This window comes from Paracidovorax sp., assembly GCF_057642795.1.
Genome location: NZ_JBXYZY010000021.1, coordinates 167,740 through 188,010, shown reverse-complemented (window position 1 = coordinate 188,010; position 20,271 = coordinate 167,740). Strand labels below are relative to the sequence as shown.

The following is a 20,271-nucleotide window of genomic DNA, read 5'->3' as shown; positions in this document are numbered from 1 at the left end:
GCTGTGTGGGTGGGAGCGCAGGTCAGAGCTTATCGACGTTCTTGCCGGCCAGCGCCTCGCGGATGCCGCGGTTCATGCGCTGGGCCGCGAAAGCCTCGGTACCCTTGGCCAGCGCCTGTGTGGCGGCCTCGATCTCGGCGGCATCTTCGGACGTATCGCGCAACGATTTCAGCGCCTGCGCCAGGTCGTCAATGGCTGCGCGCTCGTCGGCGCTCAGCACGTCGCCGTCCGCCTGCAGCGCGCTGTCGATGGCGATCAGCATGCGGTCGGCATCCACGCGGGCCTCGACCAGGGCGCGGGTGCGCACGTCCTGCTGGGCGGTGGCGAAGCCTTCCTGCAGCATGCGGGCGATCTGGTCGTCCGAGAGGCCGTACGACGGCTTCACGTCGATGCGCGCCTCGACGCCGCTGGTCTGCTCGCGTGCGCTGACGCTCAGCAGGCCGTCGGCATCGACGGTGAAGGTCACGCGGATGCGCGCCGCGCCGGCGGCCATGGGCGGAATGCCGCGCAGCTCGAAGCGGGCCAGGCTGCGGCAGTCCGCCACCAGGTCGCGCTCGCCCTGCACCACATGGACGGCCAGGGCGGTCTGGCCGTCCTTGTAGGTGGTGAAATCCTGCGCCTTGGCGGTGGGAATGGTCTCGTTGCGGCTGACGATGCGTTCGACCAGCCCGCCCATGGTCTCGATGCCCAGCGACAGCGGGATCACATCGAGCAGCAGCAGATCGCCAGCCGCGTTGTTGCCGGCCAGCTGGTTGGCCTGGATGGCCGCGCCCAGGGCGACGACTTCGTCGGGGTTGAGGTTGGTCAGCGGCTCCTTGCCGAAGAAATCCGCCACCGCCTGGCGGATCTGCGGCATACGGGTGGAGCCGCCCACCAGCACCACGCCCTGGACCTCGTCTTTTTGCAGGCGCGCATCGCGCAAAGCCCGGCGCACCGCGGCCAGCGAGCGGGCCGTGAGCTCGGCAGTGGCGGCCTCGAAGTCCTGGCGGGTCACGTCAAATCGTGCCTCTGTGCCCGCAATGACGGCGCTGAATGCTACCTTTTCAGTAGCAGTCAAAGCCTCTTTGCAGGCGCGCGCCGCCACGCGGGCGGCCGACTTGTCCTGCGGGGACACGGCCTTCAGGCCCAACTGCCCCAGCACCCATTCGGCCAGGGCCGCGTCGTAGTCGTCACCGCCCAGGGCCGAATCGCCGCCGGTGGAAATGACCTCGAACACGCCTTGCGTGAGCCGCAGCACCGAGATGTCGAAGGTGCCGCCGCCCAGGTCGTACACCGCATAGACGCCCTCGGAGCCGTTGTCCAGGCCGTAGGCGATGGCGGCTGCCGTCGGCTCGTTGATGAGGCGCAGCAGATTGAGGCCCGCCAGGCGGGCAGCGTCCTTGGTGGCCTGGCGCTGCGCATCGTCGAAATAGGCCGGCACGGTGATGACGGCGCCATACAGGTCGTCGTTGAAGGTGTCTTCCGCCCGGTAGCGCAGGGTGGCCAGGATTTCGGCGCTGACCTCCACCGGCGACTTCACGCCGCCAGCGGTGGAGATGGCCACCATGCCGTGGGGGGAGCCCTCGGCGGCTGGTGCCGCTTCCGTGAAGCTGTACGGCAGCTTCTCGCGGCCGGCGATGTCGGCCAGACCGCGCCCCATGAAGCGCTTGACCGAGACGATGGTGTTGACCGGGTCCGTTGCCTGGGCACCCAGCGCCTCGGCGCCGATCTGCCGGCTGCCCCCTTCCAGGTAGCGCACGGCCGAAGGCAGCAGCACGTGGCCGGCATCGTCGGGCAGGCATTCGGCCACGCCATTGCGCACGGCGGCCACCAGCGAATGGGTGGTGCCCAGGTCGATGCCCACGGCGATGCGCCGTTGGTGCGGGTCGGGGGATTGGCCGGGTTCGGAGATCTGCAGAAGCGCCATGAAGAATGTTCGTGTTGTGATGAGCCTGCTTCGCCGGCCCCCGGGGCCTGGGTTGCTCGCTCTTGTCTTGATGCGGGTGGGTACGGGCGCGCCGAAACGGCTGCGGCGCGATGAAAAGGCGCCGGGCCCTTGCTCAACCGGCTATTGTCCCAGTTGGTCCCGGCGAGCCTCGATGTCATGGCCAAAACGCGCAATGAACATGAGGGCTCTGACCTCCTGCGCCGCCCCGGCATAGTCGGCTTTCTCGTCGATCAGCTGCCTGCAACGCCCGATCGCAGCGGCCTGCGACTGCGCCACATCGTCGTACAGCGCATCGAGTTCGGCGGTGCTGCCAGCGTCTTCGAGCGCTTCGCGCCATTCCATCTGCTGCATGAGGAACGCGGCAGGCATGGCGGTGTTGTCTTCGGCGCGGATGGGCGCGCCGTGCAGCTCGCACAGATAGGCGGCGCGGCGCAGCGGGTCTTTCAGGCGCTGGTAGGCCTCGTTGATGCGCACCGACCACTGCATGGCCACGCGCTGCGCGGCCCCGCCCTGCGCGGCGAAGCGATCCGGGTGCGCTTCGCGCTGCAGCGCCTTCCAGCGCGCATCCAGCGCGGAACGGTCCTGCTCGAAGCGGCGCGGCACGTCGAACAGTTCAAAGTCGTCGGATTGGAGGTTCATAAGGGCCAGGCCTGCTGCCTGCCAGTGATGAAAAAACCGCCAGCGCTGGGGGCGTTGGCGGTCGCAGCGATCAGCGCGTCGAGGGGGCTCAAACGCGGAAGCTCTCCCCGCAGCCGCAGCGGTCGCGCTCGTTGGGGTTGTTGAACTTGAAGCCCTCGTTCAGGCCTTCACGCACGAAGTCGAGCTCGGTGCCGTCGATGTAAGCCAGGCTCTTGGGATCGATCAGCACCTTCACGCCGTGGTTCTCAAACACCACGTCTTCCGGCTCCTGCGAATCCACATACTCCAGCTTGTACGCCAGCCCGGAACACCCCGTGGTCTTCACACCCAGGCGAACACCCACGCCCTTGCCCCGCCGGGACAGATAGCGGTTGACGTGCCGGGCCGCAGCTTCGGTCAGGGTGATGGCCATGACTTCAGGCGGCCTGCGCGTCGGCGGGAGCGGCTGCCGCGTGCTTGGTCTTGTAGTCCAGCACGGCGGCCTTGATGGCGTCTTCCGCGAGGATGGAGCAGTGCACCTTCACGGGCGGCAGTGCCAGCTCTTCGGCGATCTGGCTGTTCTTCAGTGCAGCCGCTTCGTCCAGCGTCTTGCCCTTGACCCATTCGGTCACCAGCGACGACGAGGCGATGGCCGAGCCGCAGCCGTAGGTTTTGAAGCGTGCGTCTTCGATCACGCCGGTTTCGGGGTTCACCTTGATCTGCAGCTTCATCACGTCGCCGCATGCCGGCGCGCCGACCATGCCGGTGCCTACGGACTCATCACCCTTGTCGAACGAACCCACGTTGCGGGGGTTCTCGTAATGGTCGATCACTTTGTCTGAATAAGCCATGATGTTTACCTCGTCAATTCTTCAATGTGCGGCCCACTGGATGGCGCTGATGTCGATGCCGTCCTTGTACATGTCCCACAGGGGGCTGAGCTCGCGCAGCTTGGCCACGTTGTGGCGGATGGTCGAGACGGCGTAGTCGATCTCTTCCTCGGTCGTGAAGCGGCCGATGGTCATGCGCAGGCTGCTGTGCGCCAGTTCGTCGCTGCGGCCCAGGGCGCGCAGCACGTAGCTAGGCTCCAGGCTCGCGGACGTGCAGGCCGACCCCGACGACACGGCCAGACCCTTGATGCCCATGATCAGCGACTCGCCTTCGACGTAGTTGAAGCTGATGTTCAGGTTGTGCGGCACGCGGCGCTCCAGGTCGCCGTTGACGAACACCTGCTCGATATCGGTCAGTCCGTCCAGCAGGCGCTTCTGCAGCGCGCGGGCCTTGGCTAGATCCTGCGCCATCTCTTCACGAGCGATGCGGAAAGCTTCACCCATGCCGACGATCTGGTGCGTGGGCAAGGTGCCCGAACGCATGCCGCGTTCGTGGCCGCCACCGTGCATCTGCGCTTCCAGGCGCACGCGGGGCTTGCGGCGCACATAGAGCGCGCCGATGCCCTTGGGGCCGTAGGTCTTGTGCGATGCCAGGCTCATCAGATCGACGGGCAGCGTGGCCATGTCGATCTCGACCTTGCCGGTAGCCTGCGCGGCATCGACGTGGAAGATCACGCCCTTCTCACGGCACAGCGCGCCGATGGCCGGGATGTCCTGGATCACGCCGATCTCGTTGTTCACGAACATCACGCTCAGCAGGATGGTGTCGGGGCGGATGGCCGCCTTGAGCACGTCGAAGTCGAGCAGGCCGTTTTCCTGAACGTCGAGGTAAGTCACCTCAAAGCCCTGGCGCTCCAGCTCCCGGGTCGTATCAAGCACAGCCTTGTGCTCGGTCTTCACCGTGATGATGTGCTTGCCCTTGCCCTTGTAGAAGTGCGCAGCACCCTTGATGGCCAGGTTGTTGGACTCGGTGGCGCCACTGGTCCAGACGATTTCGCGCGGGTCGGCGCCGATGAGCGCAGCCACGTTGGCGCGGGCCTTCTCCACGGCTTCTTCGGCTTCCCAGCCCCAGGCGTGGCTACGGGATGCCGGGTTGCCGAAATGCTCGCGCAGCCACGGAATCATGGCGTCAACGACGCGCGGGTCCACGGGCGTGGTGGCACCGTAGTCGAGATAGATCGGGAAATGCGGGGTCATATCCATGGCTGGCTCAAACAAAGACTCTGGCTGGCAAGGTCGGGCGGATGCCCGGCACTCAGGACTTGGCGAACACGTTGCCCAGTGCGAACACCGAGTTGGGCGCGTTCACGCGAATGGGTTTGACGACGGGCGTGGTCGAGATGGCGCGGCGCACGACCGGCTTGTCTTCGACCTGCACGCCCTTGGCGAGCTGGTCGTCCACCAGCTTTTGCAGGGTGACGGAGTCCAGGAATTCGACCATGCGCTGGTTGAGCGAGGCCCACAGTTCGTGGGTCATGCAACGGCCAGCGTCACCGAGGCAATTTTCCTTGCCGCCACACTGGGTGGCGTCGATGGGTTCGTCGACCGAGACGATGATGTCGGCCACGGTGATGTCGCCGGCCTTGCGGGCCAGCGTGTAGCCGCCGCCCGGGCCGCGCGTGGATTCGACCAGCTCGTGCCGGCGCAGCTTGCCGAAGAGCTGTTCGAGATACGACAGCGAGATCTGCTGGCGCTGGCTGATGGCAGCGAGGGTGACCGGGCCGTTGTTCTGGCGCAGTGCCAGATCGATCATCGCGGTGACCGCAAAACGGCCTTTGGTAGTGAGACGCATCGCAAGCTCCTTGTCTTCAGGCTTGTTCGTTATAGAAATCCGCAAGCTGGGAACCAGCCTCCGGCACCGTCTCCGCCCCTACTCCGACAGGCACCTGAACCTCGCGGAGCCCTGTTCATCCTGGGCTTTTCTTTTCTTGACTATTTCAGACAAGTATAGCACAAACCCTATTGTTTTTGTCGGGTACCCGAACACCCCGGTCGCGGCAGCGACCTCCCGGTCATGCCCCCGCAACCCTTTGAGCCCCCGCTGGCCCGCTCAGACGGCCACCTGGTCTCCGCCGTGCGCGCCAAATGCACGGTCCTTGAGTCGGGTGAGCTGGTCACGTACGCGGGCGGCCTGCTCAAACTCCAGATTGCGCGCGTGTTCGAGCATGAGCTTTTCCAGGCGCTTGATCTCCCGGGCCACATCCTTTTCAGACATGTCTTCCACCTGCGCCCGCTGCATCGATTCCTGTTCGAGCCGCTCGGCTTCCCGGCCCGTCTTCTCGCTGTAAACCCCGTCGATGAGATCGCGCACCTGCTTGACGATGCTGCGCGGCGTGATGCCCTGGGCTTCGTTATGTGCGATCTGTTTGGCGCGGCGGCGTTCCGTCTCGTCGATGGCTTTGCGCATGGAGTCGGTGATGCGGTCGGCATAGAGAATGGCCTTGCCGTTCAGATTGCGGGCCGCACGGCCGATGGTCTGGATCAGGCTGCGCTCGGCGCGCAGAAACCCTTCCTTGTCGGCATCCAGGATGGCGACCAGCGACACCTCGGGAATATCCAGCCCCTCTCGCAGCAGGTTGATGCCCACCAGCACGTCGAAGGCGCCCAGACGCAGGTCCCGGATGATCTCCACGCGCTCCACCGTGTCGATATCCGAATGCAAATAGCGCACCTTGACGCCGTTGTCGGTCAGGTAGTCGGTGAGCTGCTCGGCCATGCGCTTGGTCAGCGTAGTAATGAGTACTCGCTGATTCTTTTCTGACCGAAAGCGTATTTCTTGCAGCACATCGTCCACCTGATGGGTGGCGGGGCGCACTTCGATCTCGGGGTCCACCAGGCCCGTGGGGCGCACCACCTGCTCCACGACACGGCCCGCATGCGTCTTTTCGTAATCTGCGGGCGTGGCAGAGACGAACACGACCTGGCGCATGCGTTGCTCGAACTCCTCGAACTTCAGCGGCCGGTTGTCCAGCGCAGAAGGCAGCCGGAAGCCGTATTCGACCAGGGTGTTCTTGCGTGCCCGGTCGCCGTTGTACATGGCGCTCAGCTGGCCGATCATCTGGTGGCTCTCGTCCAGGAACATGAGGGAGTCGGGCGGCAGATAGTTGGTCAGCGTCGGCGGCGGGTCGCCCGGCTGCGCGCCCGAGAGGTGGCGCGTGTAGTTCTCGATCCCTTTGCAGTGCCCGACTTCGCTGAGCATCTCCAGGTCGAACCGGGTGCGCTGCTCCAGGCGCTGGGCCTCGACCAGCTTGCCTTCGGAAACGAACTGCTTGAGCCGGTCGGCCAGCTCCAGCTTGATGCTTTCGACGGCGGCCAACACCTTGTCGCGCGGCGTCACGTAATGGCTGCTGGGATAAATGGTGAAGCGCGGGATCTTCTGCCGCACCCGGCCGGTGAGCGGGTCGAAGAGCGAGAGCGACTCCACCTCGTCGTCGAACAGCTCGATGCGGATGGCCAGCTCCGAGTGCTCCGAGGGGAACACGTCGATGGTGTCGCCACGCACGCGGAAGCTGCCGCGCGCGAAGTCCTGTTCGTTGCGCGTGTACTGCATGCGGATCAGCCGGCCGATGACGTCGCGCTGGTTGAGCTCGTCGCCCACGCGCAAGATGAAGCGCATCTGGGTGTAGTCCTCCGGCGCGCCGATGCCGTAGATGGCGCTCACCGTGGCCACGATGACCACGTCGCGGCGCTCCAGCACGCTCTTGGTGGCCGACAGCCGCATCTGTTCGATGTGCTCGTTGATGGCCGAATCCTTTTCGATGAAAAGGTCGCGCTGCGGAACGTAGGCCTCGGGCTGGTAGTAGTCGTAATAGCTGACGAAGTACTCCACCGCGTTCTTGGGGAAGAACTCGCGGAATTCGCTGTAGAGCTGCGCGGCCAGGGTCTTATTGGGCGCAAAGACGATGGCCGGCCGGCCCAGCCGGGCGATGACGTTGGCCATGGTGAACGTCTTGCCCGAGCCGGTCACGCCCAGCAGGGTCTGGAAGACCTCGCCGTCGCGCACGCCTTCGACCAGTTCCTCGATGGCCGTGGGCTGGTCACCGGCGGGCGGATAAGGCTGGAACAGCTCGAAGGGCGAATCGGGAAAGCGCACCAGCTGGCCCTCTTGCGCGGACGGCATGGCTTCAATGGGTTTTGGCATGGGTTGGCGAGAAGTGGAGCCCTTAAAATCGGGCCGGCCCGGCAGACTACAACAGGCCCGGACTCCCGCTCTGACATCCTTTGTCGATATTTCCCCAAGGAAAGCACTCCATGTCTCTCTTCACCGCCGTCGAAATGGCACCACGCGACCCCATCCTGGGTCTGAACGAGCAGTTCGCTGCTGACACCAACCCCAACAAGGTCAACCTGGGCGTGGGCGTGTATTTCGACGACAACGGCAAGCTCCCTCTGCTGCAGTGCGTGCAAGCTGCGGAGAAGGCCCTGATGGACAAGCCCACCGCGCGCGGCTATCTGCCCATCGACGGCATCGCTGCCTATGACAACGCCGTCAAGGCGCTGGTGTTCGGCGAAGGCAGCGAGCCGGTCACCTCCGGTCGCGTGGCTACCGTGCAGGCCATCGGCGGCACCGGCGGCCTGAAGATCGGCGCCGACTTCCTGAAGAAGGTCAGCCCCGACGCCACGGTGCTGATCTCCGACCCGAGTTGGGAGAACCACCGCGCCCTGTTCACCAACGCCGGCTTCACCGTCGATACCTACGCCTACTACGACGCAGCCAAGCGCGGCGTGAACGTCGAAGGCATGCTGGCCAGCCTGAAGGCTGCCGCGCCCGGCACCATCGTCGTGCTGCACGCCTGCTGCCACAACCCCACCGGCTACGACATCACGGCCGAGCAGTGGGACCAGGTCATCGCCGTGGTCAAGGCCCAGGGCCTGACGCCCTTCCTTGACATGGCCTATCAGGGCTTCGGCCACGGCATCCAGGAGGATGGCGCGGTGATCCAGAAGTTCGTGGCGGCCGGCCTGAACTTCTTCGTCTCCACCTCGTTTTCCAAGAGCTTCAGCCTGTACGGCGAGCGCGTGGGCGGCCTGTCGGTGCTGTGCGCCGACAAGGAGGAGGCATCGCGCGTGCTGAGCCAGCTCAAGATCGCGATCCGCACCAACTACTCCAACCCGCCCACGCACGGCGGCGCGGTGGTGGCGGCCGTGCTGGGCAACCCCGAGCTGCGCGCCCTGTGGGAAAAGGAACTGGGCGAGATGCGCGTGCGCATCAAGGCCATGCGCCAGAAGCTGGTCGATGGCCTGAAGGCCGCCGGCGTGCAGCAGGACATGTCCTTCATCACCCAGCAGATCGGCATGTTCAGCTACTCGGGCCTGACCAAGGACCAGATGGTGCGCCTGCGCACCGAGTTCGGCGTGTACGGCACCGACACCGGCCGCATGTGCGTGGCGGCGCTCAACAGCAAGAACATCGACTACGTCTGCCAGTCCATCGCCAAGGTGGTCTGACGGCAGCTGCCGGCCAGTCCGGCAGCGGCACCGATGCAAAGCAAAAAAACCGCCATCGGGCGGTTTTTTCATGCATTTCTGCCGCGAGCGCTTGATATGCGCCGGCATATCGCTATCAAAAGAAGAGCGTCAAGGGCTTCCTGATTTCATCGCGGACTGCGGTTGGTGTAGCTCGCATTGCCCAGGCCCGTGCCCACGGTCAGCACTGCCCAGCGCTTGACATCCTGGGTGAACGGCAGCTCCGACAGACCCTGCACCACTGCGTCGTTGTGCAGGCAGATCTGGGTGCGTCCACCGCTGATGAGCGGCAGGCGTTCATACAGGTCGTGCGAGAGGCGAAAGCGCGTGCTCTCCCAGTTGCCGGGCAGGTTCTGGGCGCCTCCGGCGATGGAGCCGTCCTCGCAGATCAGACCCGGGCAGGCGACACCGATGAAGGGTGCCACGCGGATGCCCATCTTCTCGGCGCGCTCCAGTAGCTTTTCCAGCATGCCGGCAACGCCCTCGATCAGCGCATCGCGCGTGGGCGTGTCGCCCGCATGGCCCCACTTGTCGCGCTTGACCACTTCGGCGCGCGACATGTCCGGCGTCTTGTGCAGATGGGTCAGCACGATGCCGCAGCGCACGTTGGTGCCACCGATATCCACGGCCAGGATGGCGTCGTAGCTCTGCAGCAGCGCGGTGGGCGCCAGATGCACCCAGCCGACCAGCCCGCCTTCGTCGGCGTGATGGCGCAGCGTGCGCAGCTCCACGGGCACCTTGGCCGCTTTCAAGAGCGCGGCGGCGCGCCGGATGGCGCCCTGCCCCACCTCGCTCTGCTGGAAGCCCCCGCCCACGATCACCCGCTTGACGCCCTTCCAGCTCTCTTCCTTGAGAAAGCGGCGCACGACGTCGGCCAGTTGCAGTGCGTAGTCTTCCTGCGCGGCGCGAATGGCCTGTGCGGCCGGTCCACCCTCTTGCAGTAACCCGTCGAGCCTGGATTTGCCGATGTCTTCGGTGGCCTTGGAGCCGAACGGGTCCTTGCCCGCCATGTCGGCGAATAACGCGCGCCAGGCATCAAGCATCTTGCGGAAGGCCGTGCGGCTCGCTGCATCGCCAATGAAGCCGTCGGCGTCGCCGTCGCGCAGTTCCAGGCTGTAGCCGTCTATGGTCACCGAGGGCAGTTCCATCTCGCCATGCGGACCGAGAGTGGCCAGCGCGCGCTGAGCCCGCAGCTCGCGCTCGCTCAGTACGGATTGCACGCCCTTCGCCTCGTTCGCATCCTTGTGTGTATCGGCCATGCCATCCTTCATCGGAAGTTCCGTCGGTCCATGGTGGGATGCTGGGGGCAATTTTGCGTCGCGGGCGTCAGCAAACATCCTGTCAGGGGGCGGCGAAAGGGGGACGCGCTCAAGAACACCTCCCCGCTTCTGGCTTGTAGCGACATCCATCGCTGTGAGATCGCGCTTCAACGGCGAGCCCCGCCAGCCTTCATGCCATGGCCTGAGACCTGATATCTGCCCGGCCCCGCCCGCGTTCGCCGGCCAGAATGCGCTTCAACATGCGATAAGAGGGTTGAGGGCCCGGCTCACCCCCCCCCCGGGGCGGCGCGCTCCCTGATGCTGTGCGCCAACGCGCGCAGTTGCGCCTCTGACCATTCCCCCTGCTGGGCCTGTCAGCCGCCCCACGGGCGGTAGCCGCAGGTAACATGACGCCCAAATCCGTAGCCGAGGGCTTCGAAGCCTCTTCATCGCCATGCCCCAGAACGCCTCCTTTGCCTCGCCCGCTTCCACCCCTCTGAATCCGTGGCGCCTGGGCGCCGTGGCCGTAGCGGTCGCACTGCTGACCGCATGCGCCAGCACGCCGCTGCCGCCTTGGCCGACCACGCCGCCCAAGGCTGTTCAGACGGCGCCAGCCCCCGCCGCGACCCGCGCGGTGCCGCCGCCGCTGGGCACGCAGCGCACCGGCGTGGTGACCACCCCCATCGCGCCCAGTCCGTCGATGGCGGGAGAGCCCGAGGCTGCGGCACCAGCGCCATCGGCTGAGGCCTTGCCCTACAGTGAAGCCGTGGCAGCGCGCTTTCCGGCCCCGGCTGTGCGGTATGAGACGCCAGGCCTCGCCGATGGCCGCCGTGCCTTCACTACCAATGCCGAAGCGACCCAGTGGCTGCGTGGGCTGGCCACGTCCGTCAAGGGCAGCACCCGGGCCGAGCTGCTCGACATGGGCCGGTCGCAGCGCGGCGTGCCCCTGCAGGCACTGGTACTGACCCGTGCCAGCGGCACAGACGTAGCGGCGCTGGACGCCAGTGGCCGGCCCACCGTGCTGCTGATCGGCCAGCAGCACGGCGACGAACCCGCTCCCGCCGAGGCGCTGCTGGTGATGGCCCGCGAACTGTCGCAAGGCCTGCTGGAGCCGCTGCTGGACCGCATCAACGTGATCGTCGTGCCGCGCGCCAACCCGGACGGCGCCGAAGCCGGCACCCGCGTGACAGCCAACGGCATCGACATGAACCGCGACCACCTGCTGCTCAACACCCCCGAAGCGCAGGCCCTGGCCAAGCTGGTGCGCAACTACCGCCCTGCGGCCGTGCTGGACGCGCACGAATACACCGTCGTTGGGCGCTTCCTGCAGAAGTTCGGCGGCATCCAGCGCTACGACGCGCTGCTGCAGCACGCCACCACAGCCAACACCCCGGAATTCATCAACAAGGCCGCGCTGGAATGGTTCCGCCAGCCCATGGTGAGCGCGCTCACCGCGCAAGGGCTGACCAACGAGTGGTACTACACCACTTCTACCAACATGGACGACCGCACCATCTCCATGGGCGGCACCCAGCCCGACACCGGCCGCAACGTGAATGGCCTGAAGAACGCGGTCAGCATGCTGGTGGAAACGCGCGGCGTGGGCATCGGTCGCACCGATATCCAGCGCCGCGTCCACACGCAGGTCACGGCACTCACCAGCGCGCTGCGCAGCACGGCAGACCGCGCGGCCAACCTGGAACAGGTGCGTTCCTTCGTGGCCCGCGACACAGCGGCCCAGGCCTGCCGCGGCCAGGTGGTGGTCGAAGCCGCCTCGACGCCTACTCAGCGCGACCTGCTGATGCTCGACCCGCAGACCGGCGCGGACCGCGCGCTGCGTGTGGAATGGAACTCGTCCCTGGAGCTGCGCACGGTCAAGAGCCGCGCACGGCCCTGCGGCTACTGGCTGGCGGGCACCGCCGCGCCGGCGGTGGACCGGCTGCGGCTGCTGGGCCTGCAGGTGATGCGGGTAGCCGAGCAAGGCTCGGTGCTGGCCGACACCTACCAGGAAACCGGCCGCGACACTGCCGCGCGCCAGGACGTGCGCGGAACGGTGGCAGGATCCGGCGACATCGTGAACGTGCAAACCACGCTGGCCCGCAGCGCCATCGACGCTCCTGCCGGCAGCTTCTACGTGCCACTGAACCAGCCGCTGGCCAACCTGGCCGTCGCAGCCCTGGAGCCGGACACGCAGAACAGTTATTTCGCCAACCACCTCATCGGCAGCCTGAGCGAAACGGCCCGTGTGATGGTGCCTCCGTCGCTGGTGTTCGAGGGCGACTGAAAAGCCACCAGCCAATCGGCCGTATCGCAAGGCGTGGCCCTGGAGCGGATACGGCCGGTGAGCACACCCCAGGCCTGGCGCCATCACGTCGAACAGACCTGGCACGGGCCTCTCTCCTTTGCAGAGCGCCTTCGGGCAACGCCAGCCATCGAGTTGCTATTGATTCAATAGCTATAAGCGCTTGATTATCCTAGGCCTGCAGCCCAAAAGCCGTGAAAAAGAGCTCAGGCACCGTGCTGGTGCAGGCCACCCGGCGCCGTGGCCGAGGCGGCATGGCCGCCCCTTGCATGGCGCTGGTGCGCGCTGGCGACGACATGCTCCGTCATGGCGACCGCCAGCGCCTCTTCGCCCAGGAACACCTTGCCGACGCCCTCCTGCTCCAGCAGCCGGGCCTCTTCGTCGTTGTGGCTGCGCACCACCGTCTCGATCTCGGGATTGAGGATGCGGGCAGTTGCGACGATCTGGCGCACGTTCAGCGTGTCCGGGGTGGCGATCACCAGCATGTGGGCCCGGGCGATGTGCGCCTGGATCAGCACCGCGGGGTCCACCCCGTCGCCATAGACCGCGGCCATGCCCTGGTTGCGCAGGGATTCGACCAGTTCGCGGTTCTGCTCGGCCACCACGAAAGGCACGTCCCGCGCCACCAGGGCGGCCGCGATGCGCTGCCCCACCCGCCCGTAGCCCACCAGCACGACCTGGCGGGCGAGGAACTTCTCGTCAGTCGTCATGGGCAGTTCAGCCAGTGGATCGTCGCGCTGATCCAGCCGCCGCGCCAGCGCCGAACGCGCCCGCAGCCATTGCTGCAGCGGCGCGATGGCGCGGAACAGCACCGGGTTCACCGCGATGGAAATCAGCGCGCCGGCCAACACCAGGCTGGCCCCTTCGGGCGGCAGCAGGCCCAGCGAGGAACCCAGTCCCACGAGGATGAAGGAGAACTCGCCGATCTGCGCCAGGCTGGCCGACACCGTGAGCGCTGTGTTCAGCGGGTAGCGGAAGGCCAGCACCAGCGCCGCTGCAGCCAACGTCTTGCCGAGGATGATGATGGCCACCACGCCCAGCACCTGAAGCGGCCGTTCCACGAGCACCCAGGGATTGAACAGCATGCCTACCGACACGAAGAACAGCACGGCGAAGGCATCGCGCAGCGGCAGTGACTCCTGAGCGGCGCGGTGGCTGAATTCGGATTCGCGCATCACCATGCCCGCGAAGAACGCCCCCAGCGCGAACGACACCCCGAAAAGCGCCGCCGAGCCATAGGCGATGCTGACGGCCGCAGCCACCACGCACAGCGTGAAAAGTTCGCGCGAACCGGTGCGCGCGACCTGCCACAGTACCCACGGGAATACGCGCCGCCCTACCACCAGCATGAGCGCGACGAAGGCCCCCACCTGCGCCAATGTGGTGCCGACCGCACGCCATACCTCAGCGGCCGGAGCGTGGGAACCGCTACCACCCAGCCAGCCGGCTAGCGGCGGCAGCAAGACCAGCACCAGCACCATCGCCAGGTCTTCCACCACCAGCCAACCCACCGCGATGCGGCCGGTGTAAGAATCGAGAATGCCCTGCGTCTCCAGCGCGCGCAGCAGCACCACCGTGCTGGCGACGGACAGCGCCAGACCGAACACCAGCGCGCCGCCCAGACCCCATCCCCACCAGGTCGCCAGGCCCATGCCCAGCAGCGTGGCCACCACCATCTGCACGACCGCTCCAGGCAGCGCGATGCGCCGCACCGCCAGCAAGTCGCCCAGCGAGAAATGTAGGCCCACGCCGAACATCAGCAGCATCACGCCGATCTCGGCCAGCTGGCTGGCCATCTCGCGGTCGGCCACGAAACCCGGCGTAAACGGGCCGATCACCACACCCGCCAGCAGGTAACCCACCAGCGCCGGCAGCTTCACCCGTGTAGCGATGAAGCCCAGCACCAGGGCCAGCCCCAGGCCGGCGGCGATGGTGTTGATGAGCGACAGGCTGTGGTGCATGGTGGTTGTCGGTTGAAGGGCAACCGGAGGGGATGGACCGCACGGAGAAGGCGCGAGCGCTGGGCGTAGCTCCTTATAACCTCAACCTCGATATCCCAGCAAAAACGAGGCCGGGGCACGATGAGAGGCCCGCTAGCCCAGGTATCATCCACACCCTCGCGTTGACCGCGACTGCGGCTTTGCCACGAGATGCATCCATCTCAATTCCTCTGGCGCGCCGCCTTCCGCCTGCACCTGCCCGTAGCTCAACTGGATAGAGCAATTGCCTTCTAAGCAATAGGTCGGGGGTTCGAGTCCCTCCGGGCAGGCCAATCAAGCAGCCAAGCCTTCAGACAGCTCTTCCAGGCCTGTGCAGGCTCCTGACAAACCCGAAAGTAAGCCTGCGATCCCCCCATGACTGGGGTTGATCCTCATGCTTCGACCCGCGCATCGGCGGTACACCTGAGGCATAGCACATAAAGGAGACAAGGCCATGACCCCCACCCTGATGATCCTCGGCATCGGCGCCTATTTCCTGCTGGGCACGGCGTTCCTGGCCATGGCATCTGCAGCCGGGCGCGCTGACCGGGCAGAAGACCTGCAACACGCGCGCGAGGCTGCGCGGCGGCGTCATGAACGCATCGCCCTGCTTTCCAGCGCCGGCCGCTCCTACCACAGTCCACTCCGGCAACACTGATCCAGACGCGGCCCCGGCAGCCTGATCCGCGGCGGGGGAAGGTGTGGTGAGGAGCTCATGCCTCAAGTGCAGGCTGCGCTGGGGCGAAGAGAGGCTCATCAGCCCGCGTCCGTATGCGACGCCTCCAGTGCGGTTCGGGCACGTACCGCCTCTGCATGCAGCGCTTCGCTCAGTTGATCGACCGTGAGCGCCCAGGGGGCATCGGCTTTCCATTGCTCGGCCAGGAACTGGCGCTGCGCGTCGTTCCAGAACGGTGCCTCGACCAATCCCACGTCTGTCGGCAACTGATGCGACTGGATAAAGCCGTCGATCGCCTCCGCTGTCTCGTCGAGGCCCAATTGCAGAAAGAGGTTCGTCATCGTCGGGTCAGAGGTGATCATGGTGGCTCCTTGCATGCAGGTTGGAAGAATGGACCAACTTAGCTGGAAACGGAAACCGTCTGCGTAAGACAAGGCTGCAAAGTCCCGCAGCTCGCCTTCCCGGGGCGCACTCATGACCTTCTCAACTTGCGCTCCATGCCTTGTTGCCGCAACGCATCACGATGAGCGCCTTCGCGCTGCGCGTGCTAGGCTGCACGATCGTTTCAGCACCAAGAGGGTCCCATGCCAACCGCAACCCAAAGCGCAGATCGCCAGAGCGAATTGCGCGCCGCCCTGCCCCGCATTCAGAATTTGCTGAAGGCGAATCAGGCCGGTCAGATCGGCGACGAGGTGATCGACGAGCTGGTGAAGTGCTTCTGGATGGAATGGGACGGCGGGGCACTCAAGCTGACGGCAACGGGCCTGAACATTTGCCGGCAGTTCACTATGGAAGCGCAACAGCGAGCCGTGTGATGAGGCCGGGCACGGCGCACCTTGGCCCCTTCTGCGCGGCATTCCGCACCTCCTTCAGCACTCTCCAACGCGAGAGGCCTGCCTTCCCCCGAGGACAGACAGGCCTTCTCGCATGAGGCGCCACTACGCCGGCACCAGATCGGCACTGAGCCGGCTGCGGTCAGGCGCGCCGGGCGTGCGATCGAACGATCACTTGGGCAGCAACACCTTGTCCACCACGTGGATCACGCCGTTGGATTGATAGACGTCCGCAGTGGTGACAGTGGCCGTGCCGCCCTTTTCGTCCGTGAGCATGACCTTGCCACCGCTCGCCTTGGCCGTGAGCGTGCCACCTTCAACGGTCTTGATCTTGGCGGAGCCGTTGCCATCGGCGATCATCTTGGAGATGGCGGCGGCGTCCCACTTGCCCGGCACCACGTGATAGGTCAGCACCTTGGTCAGCGTGGCCTTGTTCTCAGGCTTGAGCAGCGTGTCCACCGTGCCGGCCGGCAGCGCGGCGAAGGCCTCGTTGGTGGGAGCGAAGACCGTGAACGGGCCCGGGCCCTTCAACGTATCGACCAGGCCGGCAGCCTTGACTGCAGCCACCAGGGTGGTGTGGTCCTTCGAATTCACGGCGTTGTCAATGATGTCCTTGGTGGGATACATCGGCGCTCCACCCACGGTCACCTGAGCGATGGAAGGCATGGCCACAGCGGAAAGAGCCAGGGTCAGGCCGGCTGCAGCCATGCGAGCGGTCGTGCGAAAGGTCATGTGAGTTCTCCTGAATGTGTTGACTGAAAGTCGCTGCCCGAAGAACCGGGCAGCTGTGGGCTCTTACGCGGCCCGTGGCGCCATGGATTGCAAAGATTCAGGTAACGCCGAGAAAAGCACTGCATCGGGCAATTCGCCTACATCGCAGGCCTGCACCGCCTTGCATACCGGGACGGGCCACAAATCTGGATAGAATCGCGCCACCAAGCCTGCAGACCTGCAGGTTTCGCAGTCCCAGCCGGCGCTTCGCGCGGCCGCAGATGCGGGTGTAGTTCAATGGTAGAACGGCAGCTTCCCAAGCTTCATACGAGGGTTCGATTCCCTTCACCCGCTCCATCGCTTTGAATCTCCCCCTGGTTTTCTAGACACTTCCTGCATGGCCACCAGTTGATCGCCAGCATGAGTTGGCGCGGCGAAGACCACGCCAACGGCGGTGCCGAGAGCGTGTTCCAGTGGGTCCAGCTCAAACGCTTCCGTCGCCAGATCTATTTCGGCGCTCGATGCCGGCAGGGCCTATGTCCTCCGCTACATCGGGATGTCGTACATCCCCAAGCGTGCCACGGCGCTGCGGGAGGTACTTCTCCGGTAGCTTTCAAATAACACCCGTTCCCAACAGCTCAACGGCGCTTACGAAAGCCGAGACGATTCACATCGCTTCGTTTCTGAGTAGGAACCGCAACCCAGGATCGGCGCGTTCGACGGTCAGGCTCCACCCGTGCGCCAGTGCAATTTCCTGGCAAATCGACAACCCCAGTCCAGCCCCGTGGTCGCGTCGGTGTGCTGCGCGCCAGAATCGCTCAAACAACAAAGGGAGTTGGGCAGGATCTAGGCCCGGCCCCCAATCACGCACAGACAGCACGTCGCGGTGAACTTCCACGTCAACCGTCGTGGTCGAAGGTGCATGCTGAATAGCGTTCTCCAGCAGATTCTTCAGCAACGTGAACAGAGCTCCACGGTCGGCCTTCCATGGAATGTTGTCGATCGCGGATACCGTCAAGCGCACGCCGGCGGCCTCGGCCATCCGCCGCAAGTATGAGGCGGCCTCGTCGGCGACTTGTTGCACCTGGACGGTCGTGAAGTCGTAGTTATGAGCCTCGCTGGCTTCAGCCAAGAGCAGAAGCTGCTGGACTTGCCGCGTCATGTATTCGACATCACTCAACAACGCGTCCCGGTCGCTATCGTCGCCTTCCATCAACTCGATCTGGGCCCGAATGAGCGTAAGGGGTGTCTTCAGCTCGTGGGCTGCGTTGCCAAGAAACTCTTTCTGCACGCGGTAGCCCTGATCCAGCCGCTCCAGCGTTCGGTTGAAGCTGTCAACCAAAGGGCTGATTTCGGCTGGCACCACTTCGGTTTGCAGCCGAGCATGAAGCGAGCGTGGAGAGATGGCCGCAGCGGCTTCCGAAATGCCTTTGAGCGGCTTGAGCGCGTAGCGCAGCGTGATGTAAGCGCAAAGGCCGAAGGCGACGATTAACACGGCACTGAAAATGCCGATGCCGATTCCCATGTACGGCAGCGCGAACTTGTGCTGGATGAGCTTCATCAGGCGCTCACTGGTAGCGAACTGCATATGCCATTGCTGCCCGTGGTGCTCAAAGGGTTCAGTGGCGCCATGCAGTGTCATGCCGTTGTGCTCGAAGGCAAAGGTCTCTCGCACCAACCTGGGTGTGCTGCCTGCAGCGGGCCAGAACGCTTCGCCGGCCTCTGAGGCGAGTGCAACGTGTCCCTGAGCGTCCAATACCCGCCAGGCGTTCTCGCGCGGCAGGCTTTCGTAAAGCCAGTCCAGATCGGCTTCGCTGGCATCGAGCGCGACCGGCCTACCGCGGGGGTCAAACTGGATCTTGCTTGCCAGCGTCCCAACGCGCTCGCGCAACTCCAGACCGGCTAAAACGTCGTTCTCCACGATCCAGACGGCCGCCGCGACGGCCAGCGCGATGCTCAGGAGGGCTCCCACGACGTAGGCCGCCAGAACCTTCAGCCCCAGACTACTGAGCCGAACTGTCTTCGCGGAGGGCATAGCCGAGACCTCTGACATTGACGATCCGTTGCCGCGAACCGATAGCGACCAGTTTGCGGCGTAGGCGGTGAAGGGCCACGTCCAGCGCGTTCGGGGTGACGGCCTCGCTCAAGCCCCATGCAGCGGCCTCCAGTGCATTGCGGCGCACGACCTCCTCGTGTTTGCGCAGGAGCAGCGACATGATGTGCACCTCCGCCAAGGCGAGCGTGACTCGTTCACCGCCACAGTGCAAAACACTGGTGGCCGAATGCAGTGTGAGGTCGCCATGACTGGGGTCGAGCTGGCGAAATTCCACCGGGCGGCGCAGCAACGCCCGCACTCGCGCCACCATCTCGTCCATCGCGAAAGGCTTGGGGAGATAGTCGTCGGCTCCGGCTTCAAGGCCTTCAACGCGGTCATGCAAGGCATCTCTTGCCGTCAACACAAGACAAGGAATGCGAATGTCAGCGTTGCGCAGCCTTTGCAGCAGCGCAAGCCCGTCGCCGTCTGGCAAACCCCGATCAAGAACCAATGCTTGGTACGACATCTGCTGAACAGCCGTCCACGCTGCGTCTATGCGGTCCGCCACATCGACGCCGATTCCTGCGGCCATCAAGCCTTTGTGTATCAGCCGCGCCATCCGCTCATGGTCTTCGATCAAGAGTATTCGGCTCATCAGAAACTGTATTTGTAGCCCAGCATCAAGCGGTTCTCGGTGGAGCGACCCACGATGGGACTGTCCTTGATCTCCTTGCCCAAAGATCTGACTCCGACATTGAGCATCATCGAGTGGTGTCTGTCAAAACGGTAAATGCCCGTCAAGCTGATCTCTGGATTGACCGCGGCCTTGCCGGTGTAGGCCGCCCGTCCGACCGTTGCCTCGCTGGCACGTACGCCGTAGTAGTAGTCGACGTACTTTTTGTCCACCCACTCAACGCCTACCTGAGGGATCAGCATCAGGCTCGGACTCAGCATGATCTTGCGTTCCAGGCCCAGCCCAAGGCGTTGGCCTTTGCTGTTTCCAGAAGCGCCCAGCCACTCCAGCTTGACGTCGGCCAAGCTATTTTCCCACTCCATCTTGGCCCCGAACCAGACACTGGACTTGCGCTCGGCCATGCCGGTCAGGGCAGGTGAGTCGCTGGCTTCGTAGCCTGCGCCATCGAACAGCTTGGTCACGAGGCCGAAATTGAGGCGCTGCGATTCACTCAACTCCATGCCGGGCAGCTTCAGCTCCAGGTTCGGGCCGCCCAGCTTCACGTACCGATTTTCGTAAGAGATCATCGGCAAGGCCTTGGTCTCGCGGTCCATCCCTTTGTAAGCCTTCTGAGCACTGATGGCGGCCAAACCCAGGCCCCAGGACGAACCTCCGGACTTGTCCTTGCCGGGAGGCTGCTGAGCGAACGCCGAAGCCGAGCTGGCCAATATCGCCACGGTAGCTGAGACACGGGCCACCTTGGCAGCATTTGTCTTGAAACGGGAGGTGATAGCTGGGGAGGGATGCATGAACAGGTTCCTTGCGGGCGTTGAAAGTCCTCATGCTCCAGTTCACCGTCTTACGGAACACTTACCTGCCCCAGGGCTGTCCTTCTGGATGGC

Annotated in this window: 18 protein-coding genes and 2 tRNA genes; 6 read left to right on the top strand and 14 right to left on the bottom strand. The window is 64.9% G+C overall.

The features are described from left to right. Nucleotides 1-22: 22 nt before the first annotated feature. The 7 genes from hscA to uvrB all read right to left on the bottom strand — a co-directional run bounded on the left by hscA (nucleotide 23) and on the right by uvrB (nucleotide 7,576). On the bottom strand, nucleotides 23-1,906 hold the full coding sequence (gene hscA / locus AC3A84_RS07785; RefSeq protein ID WP_487969019.1) for a Fe-S protein assembly chaperone HscA: 1,884 nt from the start codon (nucleotides 1,904-1,906) through the stop codon (nucleotides 23-25). Nucleotides 1,907-2,047: 141 nt separating this feature from the next. Continuing rightward, nucleotides 2,048-2,566, bottom strand: coding sequence for a Fe-S protein assembly co-chaperone HscB (gene hscB / locus AC3A84_RS07780; protein ID WP_487969018.1), 519 nt, complete (start codon nucleotides 2,564-2,566; stop codon nucleotides 2,048-2,050). A gap of 88 nt (nucleotides 2,567-2,654) precedes the next feature. Continuing rightward, nucleotides 2,655-2,978, bottom strand: a complete 324-nt coding sequence (iscA, locus tag AC3A84_RS07775) for an iron-sulfur cluster assembly protein IscA (protein WP_092939312.1) — start codon at nucleotides 2,976-2,978, stop codon at nucleotides 2,655-2,657. 4 nt (nucleotides 2,979-2,982) lie between these two features. After that, a complete protein-coding gene (gene iscU, locus AC3A84_RS07770) occupies nucleotides 2,983-3,396 on the bottom strand; it encodes a Fe-S cluster assembly scaffold IscU (protein ID WP_092939311.1) in 414 nt (137 codons plus the stop codon). A 21-nt stretch (nucleotides 3,397-3,417) separates the two neighbouring features. Next, the gene (locus AC3A84_RS07765; RefSeq protein WP_092939310.1) at nucleotides 3,418-4,638 is read right to left on the bottom strand and encodes an IscS subfamily cysteine desulfurase; all 1,221 of its coding nucleotides are present in this window, start codon (nucleotides 4,636-4,638) and stop codon (nucleotides 3,418-3,420) included. A 52-nt stretch (nucleotides 4,639-4,690) separates the two neighbouring features. Further along, nucleotides 4,691-5,227, bottom strand: coding sequence for a Fe-S cluster assembly transcriptional regulator IscR (gene iscR, locus AC3A84_RS07760; protein WP_092939309.1), 537 nt, complete (start codon nucleotides 5,225-5,227; stop codon nucleotides 4,691-4,693). Between the two features lie 258 nt (nucleotides 5,228-5,485). Next, a complete protein-coding gene (gene uvrB, locus AC3A84_RS07755; protein ID WP_487969017.1) occupies nucleotides 5,486-7,576 on the bottom strand; it encodes an excinuclease ABC subunit UvrB in 2,091 nt (696 codons plus the stop codon). 110 nt (nucleotides 7,577-7,686) lie between these two features. On the opposite strand from uvrB, the gene AC3A84_RS07750 reads away from it, so the two are divergent. Next, nucleotides 7,687-8,883 (top strand): amino acid aminotransferase, encoded by a 1,197-nt coding sequence (locus AC3A84_RS07750; protein ID WP_487969016.1) that lies wholly within the window; start codon nucleotides 7,687-7,689, stop codon nucleotides 8,881-8,883. A 146-nt stretch (nucleotides 8,884-9,029) separates the two neighbouring features. Here the strand turns inward: AC3A84_RS07750 and AC3A84_RS07745 are convergent, their stop codons facing one another. Further along, nucleotides 9,030-10,160, bottom strand: a complete 1,131-nt coding sequence (locus AC3A84_RS07745) for an ROK family protein (protein WP_487969015.1) — start codon at nucleotides 10,158-10,160, stop codon at nucleotides 9,030-9,032. A gap of 454 nt (nucleotides 10,161-10,614) precedes the next feature. Here AC3A84_RS07745 and AC3A84_RS07740 point away from each other — a divergent pair, with 454 nt between their 5' ends. Then, on the top strand, nucleotides 10,615-12,444 hold the full coding sequence (locus AC3A84_RS07740; protein ID WP_487969014.1) for a M14 family metallopeptidase: 1,830 nt from the start codon (nucleotides 10,615-10,617) through the stop codon (nucleotides 12,442-12,444). 224 nt (nucleotides 12,445-12,668) lie between these two features. Here AC3A84_RS07740 and AC3A84_RS07735 read toward each other — a convergent pair whose 3' ends face one another. Further along, nucleotides 12,669-14,423, bottom strand: coding sequence for a cation:proton antiporter domain-containing protein (locus tag AC3A84_RS07735; RefSeq protein WP_487969013.1), 1,755 nt, complete (start codon nucleotides 14,421-14,423; stop codon nucleotides 12,669-12,671). A gap of 234 nt (nucleotides 14,424-14,657) precedes the next feature. Between AC3A84_RS07735 and AC3A84_RS07730 the strand changes: the two genes are divergently transcribed. Further along, nucleotides 14,658-14,734 (top strand) — tRNA-Arg (locus tag AC3A84_RS07730). A 161-nt stretch (nucleotides 14,735-14,895) separates the two neighbouring features. Further along, the gene (locus AC3A84_RS07725) at nucleotides 14,896-15,099 is read left to right on the top strand and encodes a hypothetical protein (RefSeq protein WP_487969012.1); all 204 of its coding nucleotides are present in this window, start codon (nucleotides 14,896-14,898) and stop codon (nucleotides 15,097-15,099) included. 98 nt (nucleotides 15,100-15,197) lie between these two features. Here AC3A84_RS07725 and AC3A84_RS07720 read toward each other — a convergent pair whose 3' ends face one another. Next, nucleotides 15,198-15,479, bottom strand: a complete 282-nt coding sequence (locus AC3A84_RS07720; RefSeq protein WP_487969011.1) for a DUF2789 domain-containing protein — start codon at nucleotides 15,477-15,479, stop codon at nucleotides 15,198-15,200. A gap of 222 nt (nucleotides 15,480-15,701) precedes the next feature. On the opposite strand from AC3A84_RS07720, the gene AC3A84_RS07715 reads away from it, so the two are divergent. After that, nucleotides 15,702-15,932 carry a hypothetical protein gene (locus AC3A84_RS07715; protein WP_487969010.1) on the top strand — a complete coding sequence of 77 codons (231 nt, stop codon included), beginning with the start codon at nucleotides 15,702-15,704 and terminating at the stop codon, nucleotides 15,930-15,932. A gap of 189 nt (nucleotides 15,933-16,121) precedes the next feature. On the opposite strand, the gene AC3A84_RS07710 is transcribed toward AC3A84_RS07715, so the two are convergent. After that, complete coding sequence (locus AC3A84_RS07710) at nucleotides 16,122-16,682, bottom strand: fasciclin domain-containing protein (RefSeq protein WP_487969009.1); 561 nt, start codon at nucleotides 16,680-16,682, stop codon at nucleotides 16,122-16,124. Nucleotides 16,683-16,944: 262 nt separating this feature from the next. Here AC3A84_RS07710 and AC3A84_RS07705 point away from each other — a divergent pair. Beyond that, nucleotides 16,945-17,018 (top strand) — tRNA-Gly (locus tag AC3A84_RS07705). 310 nt (nucleotides 17,019-17,328) lie between these two features. On the opposite strand, the gene AC3A84_RS07700 is transcribed toward AC3A84_RS07705, so the two are convergent. From AC3A84_RS07700 to AC3A84_RS07690, 3 genes are read right to left on the bottom strand one after another with little or no spacing between them, the layout of a single operon-like run. After that, complete coding sequence (locus tag AC3A84_RS07700) at nucleotides 17,329-18,696, bottom strand: sensor histidine kinase (RefSeq protein WP_487969008.1); 1,368 nt, start codon at nucleotides 18,694-18,696, stop codon at nucleotides 17,329-17,331. Beyond that, entirely contained in the window at nucleotides 18,665-19,351 is a 687-nt protein-coding gene (locus AC3A84_RS07695) for a response regulator transcription factor (RefSeq protein WP_487969007.1), read from the bottom strand. The genes AC3A84_RS07700 and AC3A84_RS07695 overlap by 32 nt, the downstream gene beginning before the upstream one ends. Further along, entirely contained in the window at nucleotides 19,351-20,178 is an 828-nt protein-coding gene (locus AC3A84_RS07690; RefSeq protein ID WP_487969006.1) for a MipA/OmpV family protein, read from the bottom strand. Before AC3A84_RS07690 ends, AC3A84_RS07695 begins: the two co-directional genes overlap by 1 nt. Between the last annotated feature and the right edge of the window lie 93 nt (nucleotides 20,179-20,271).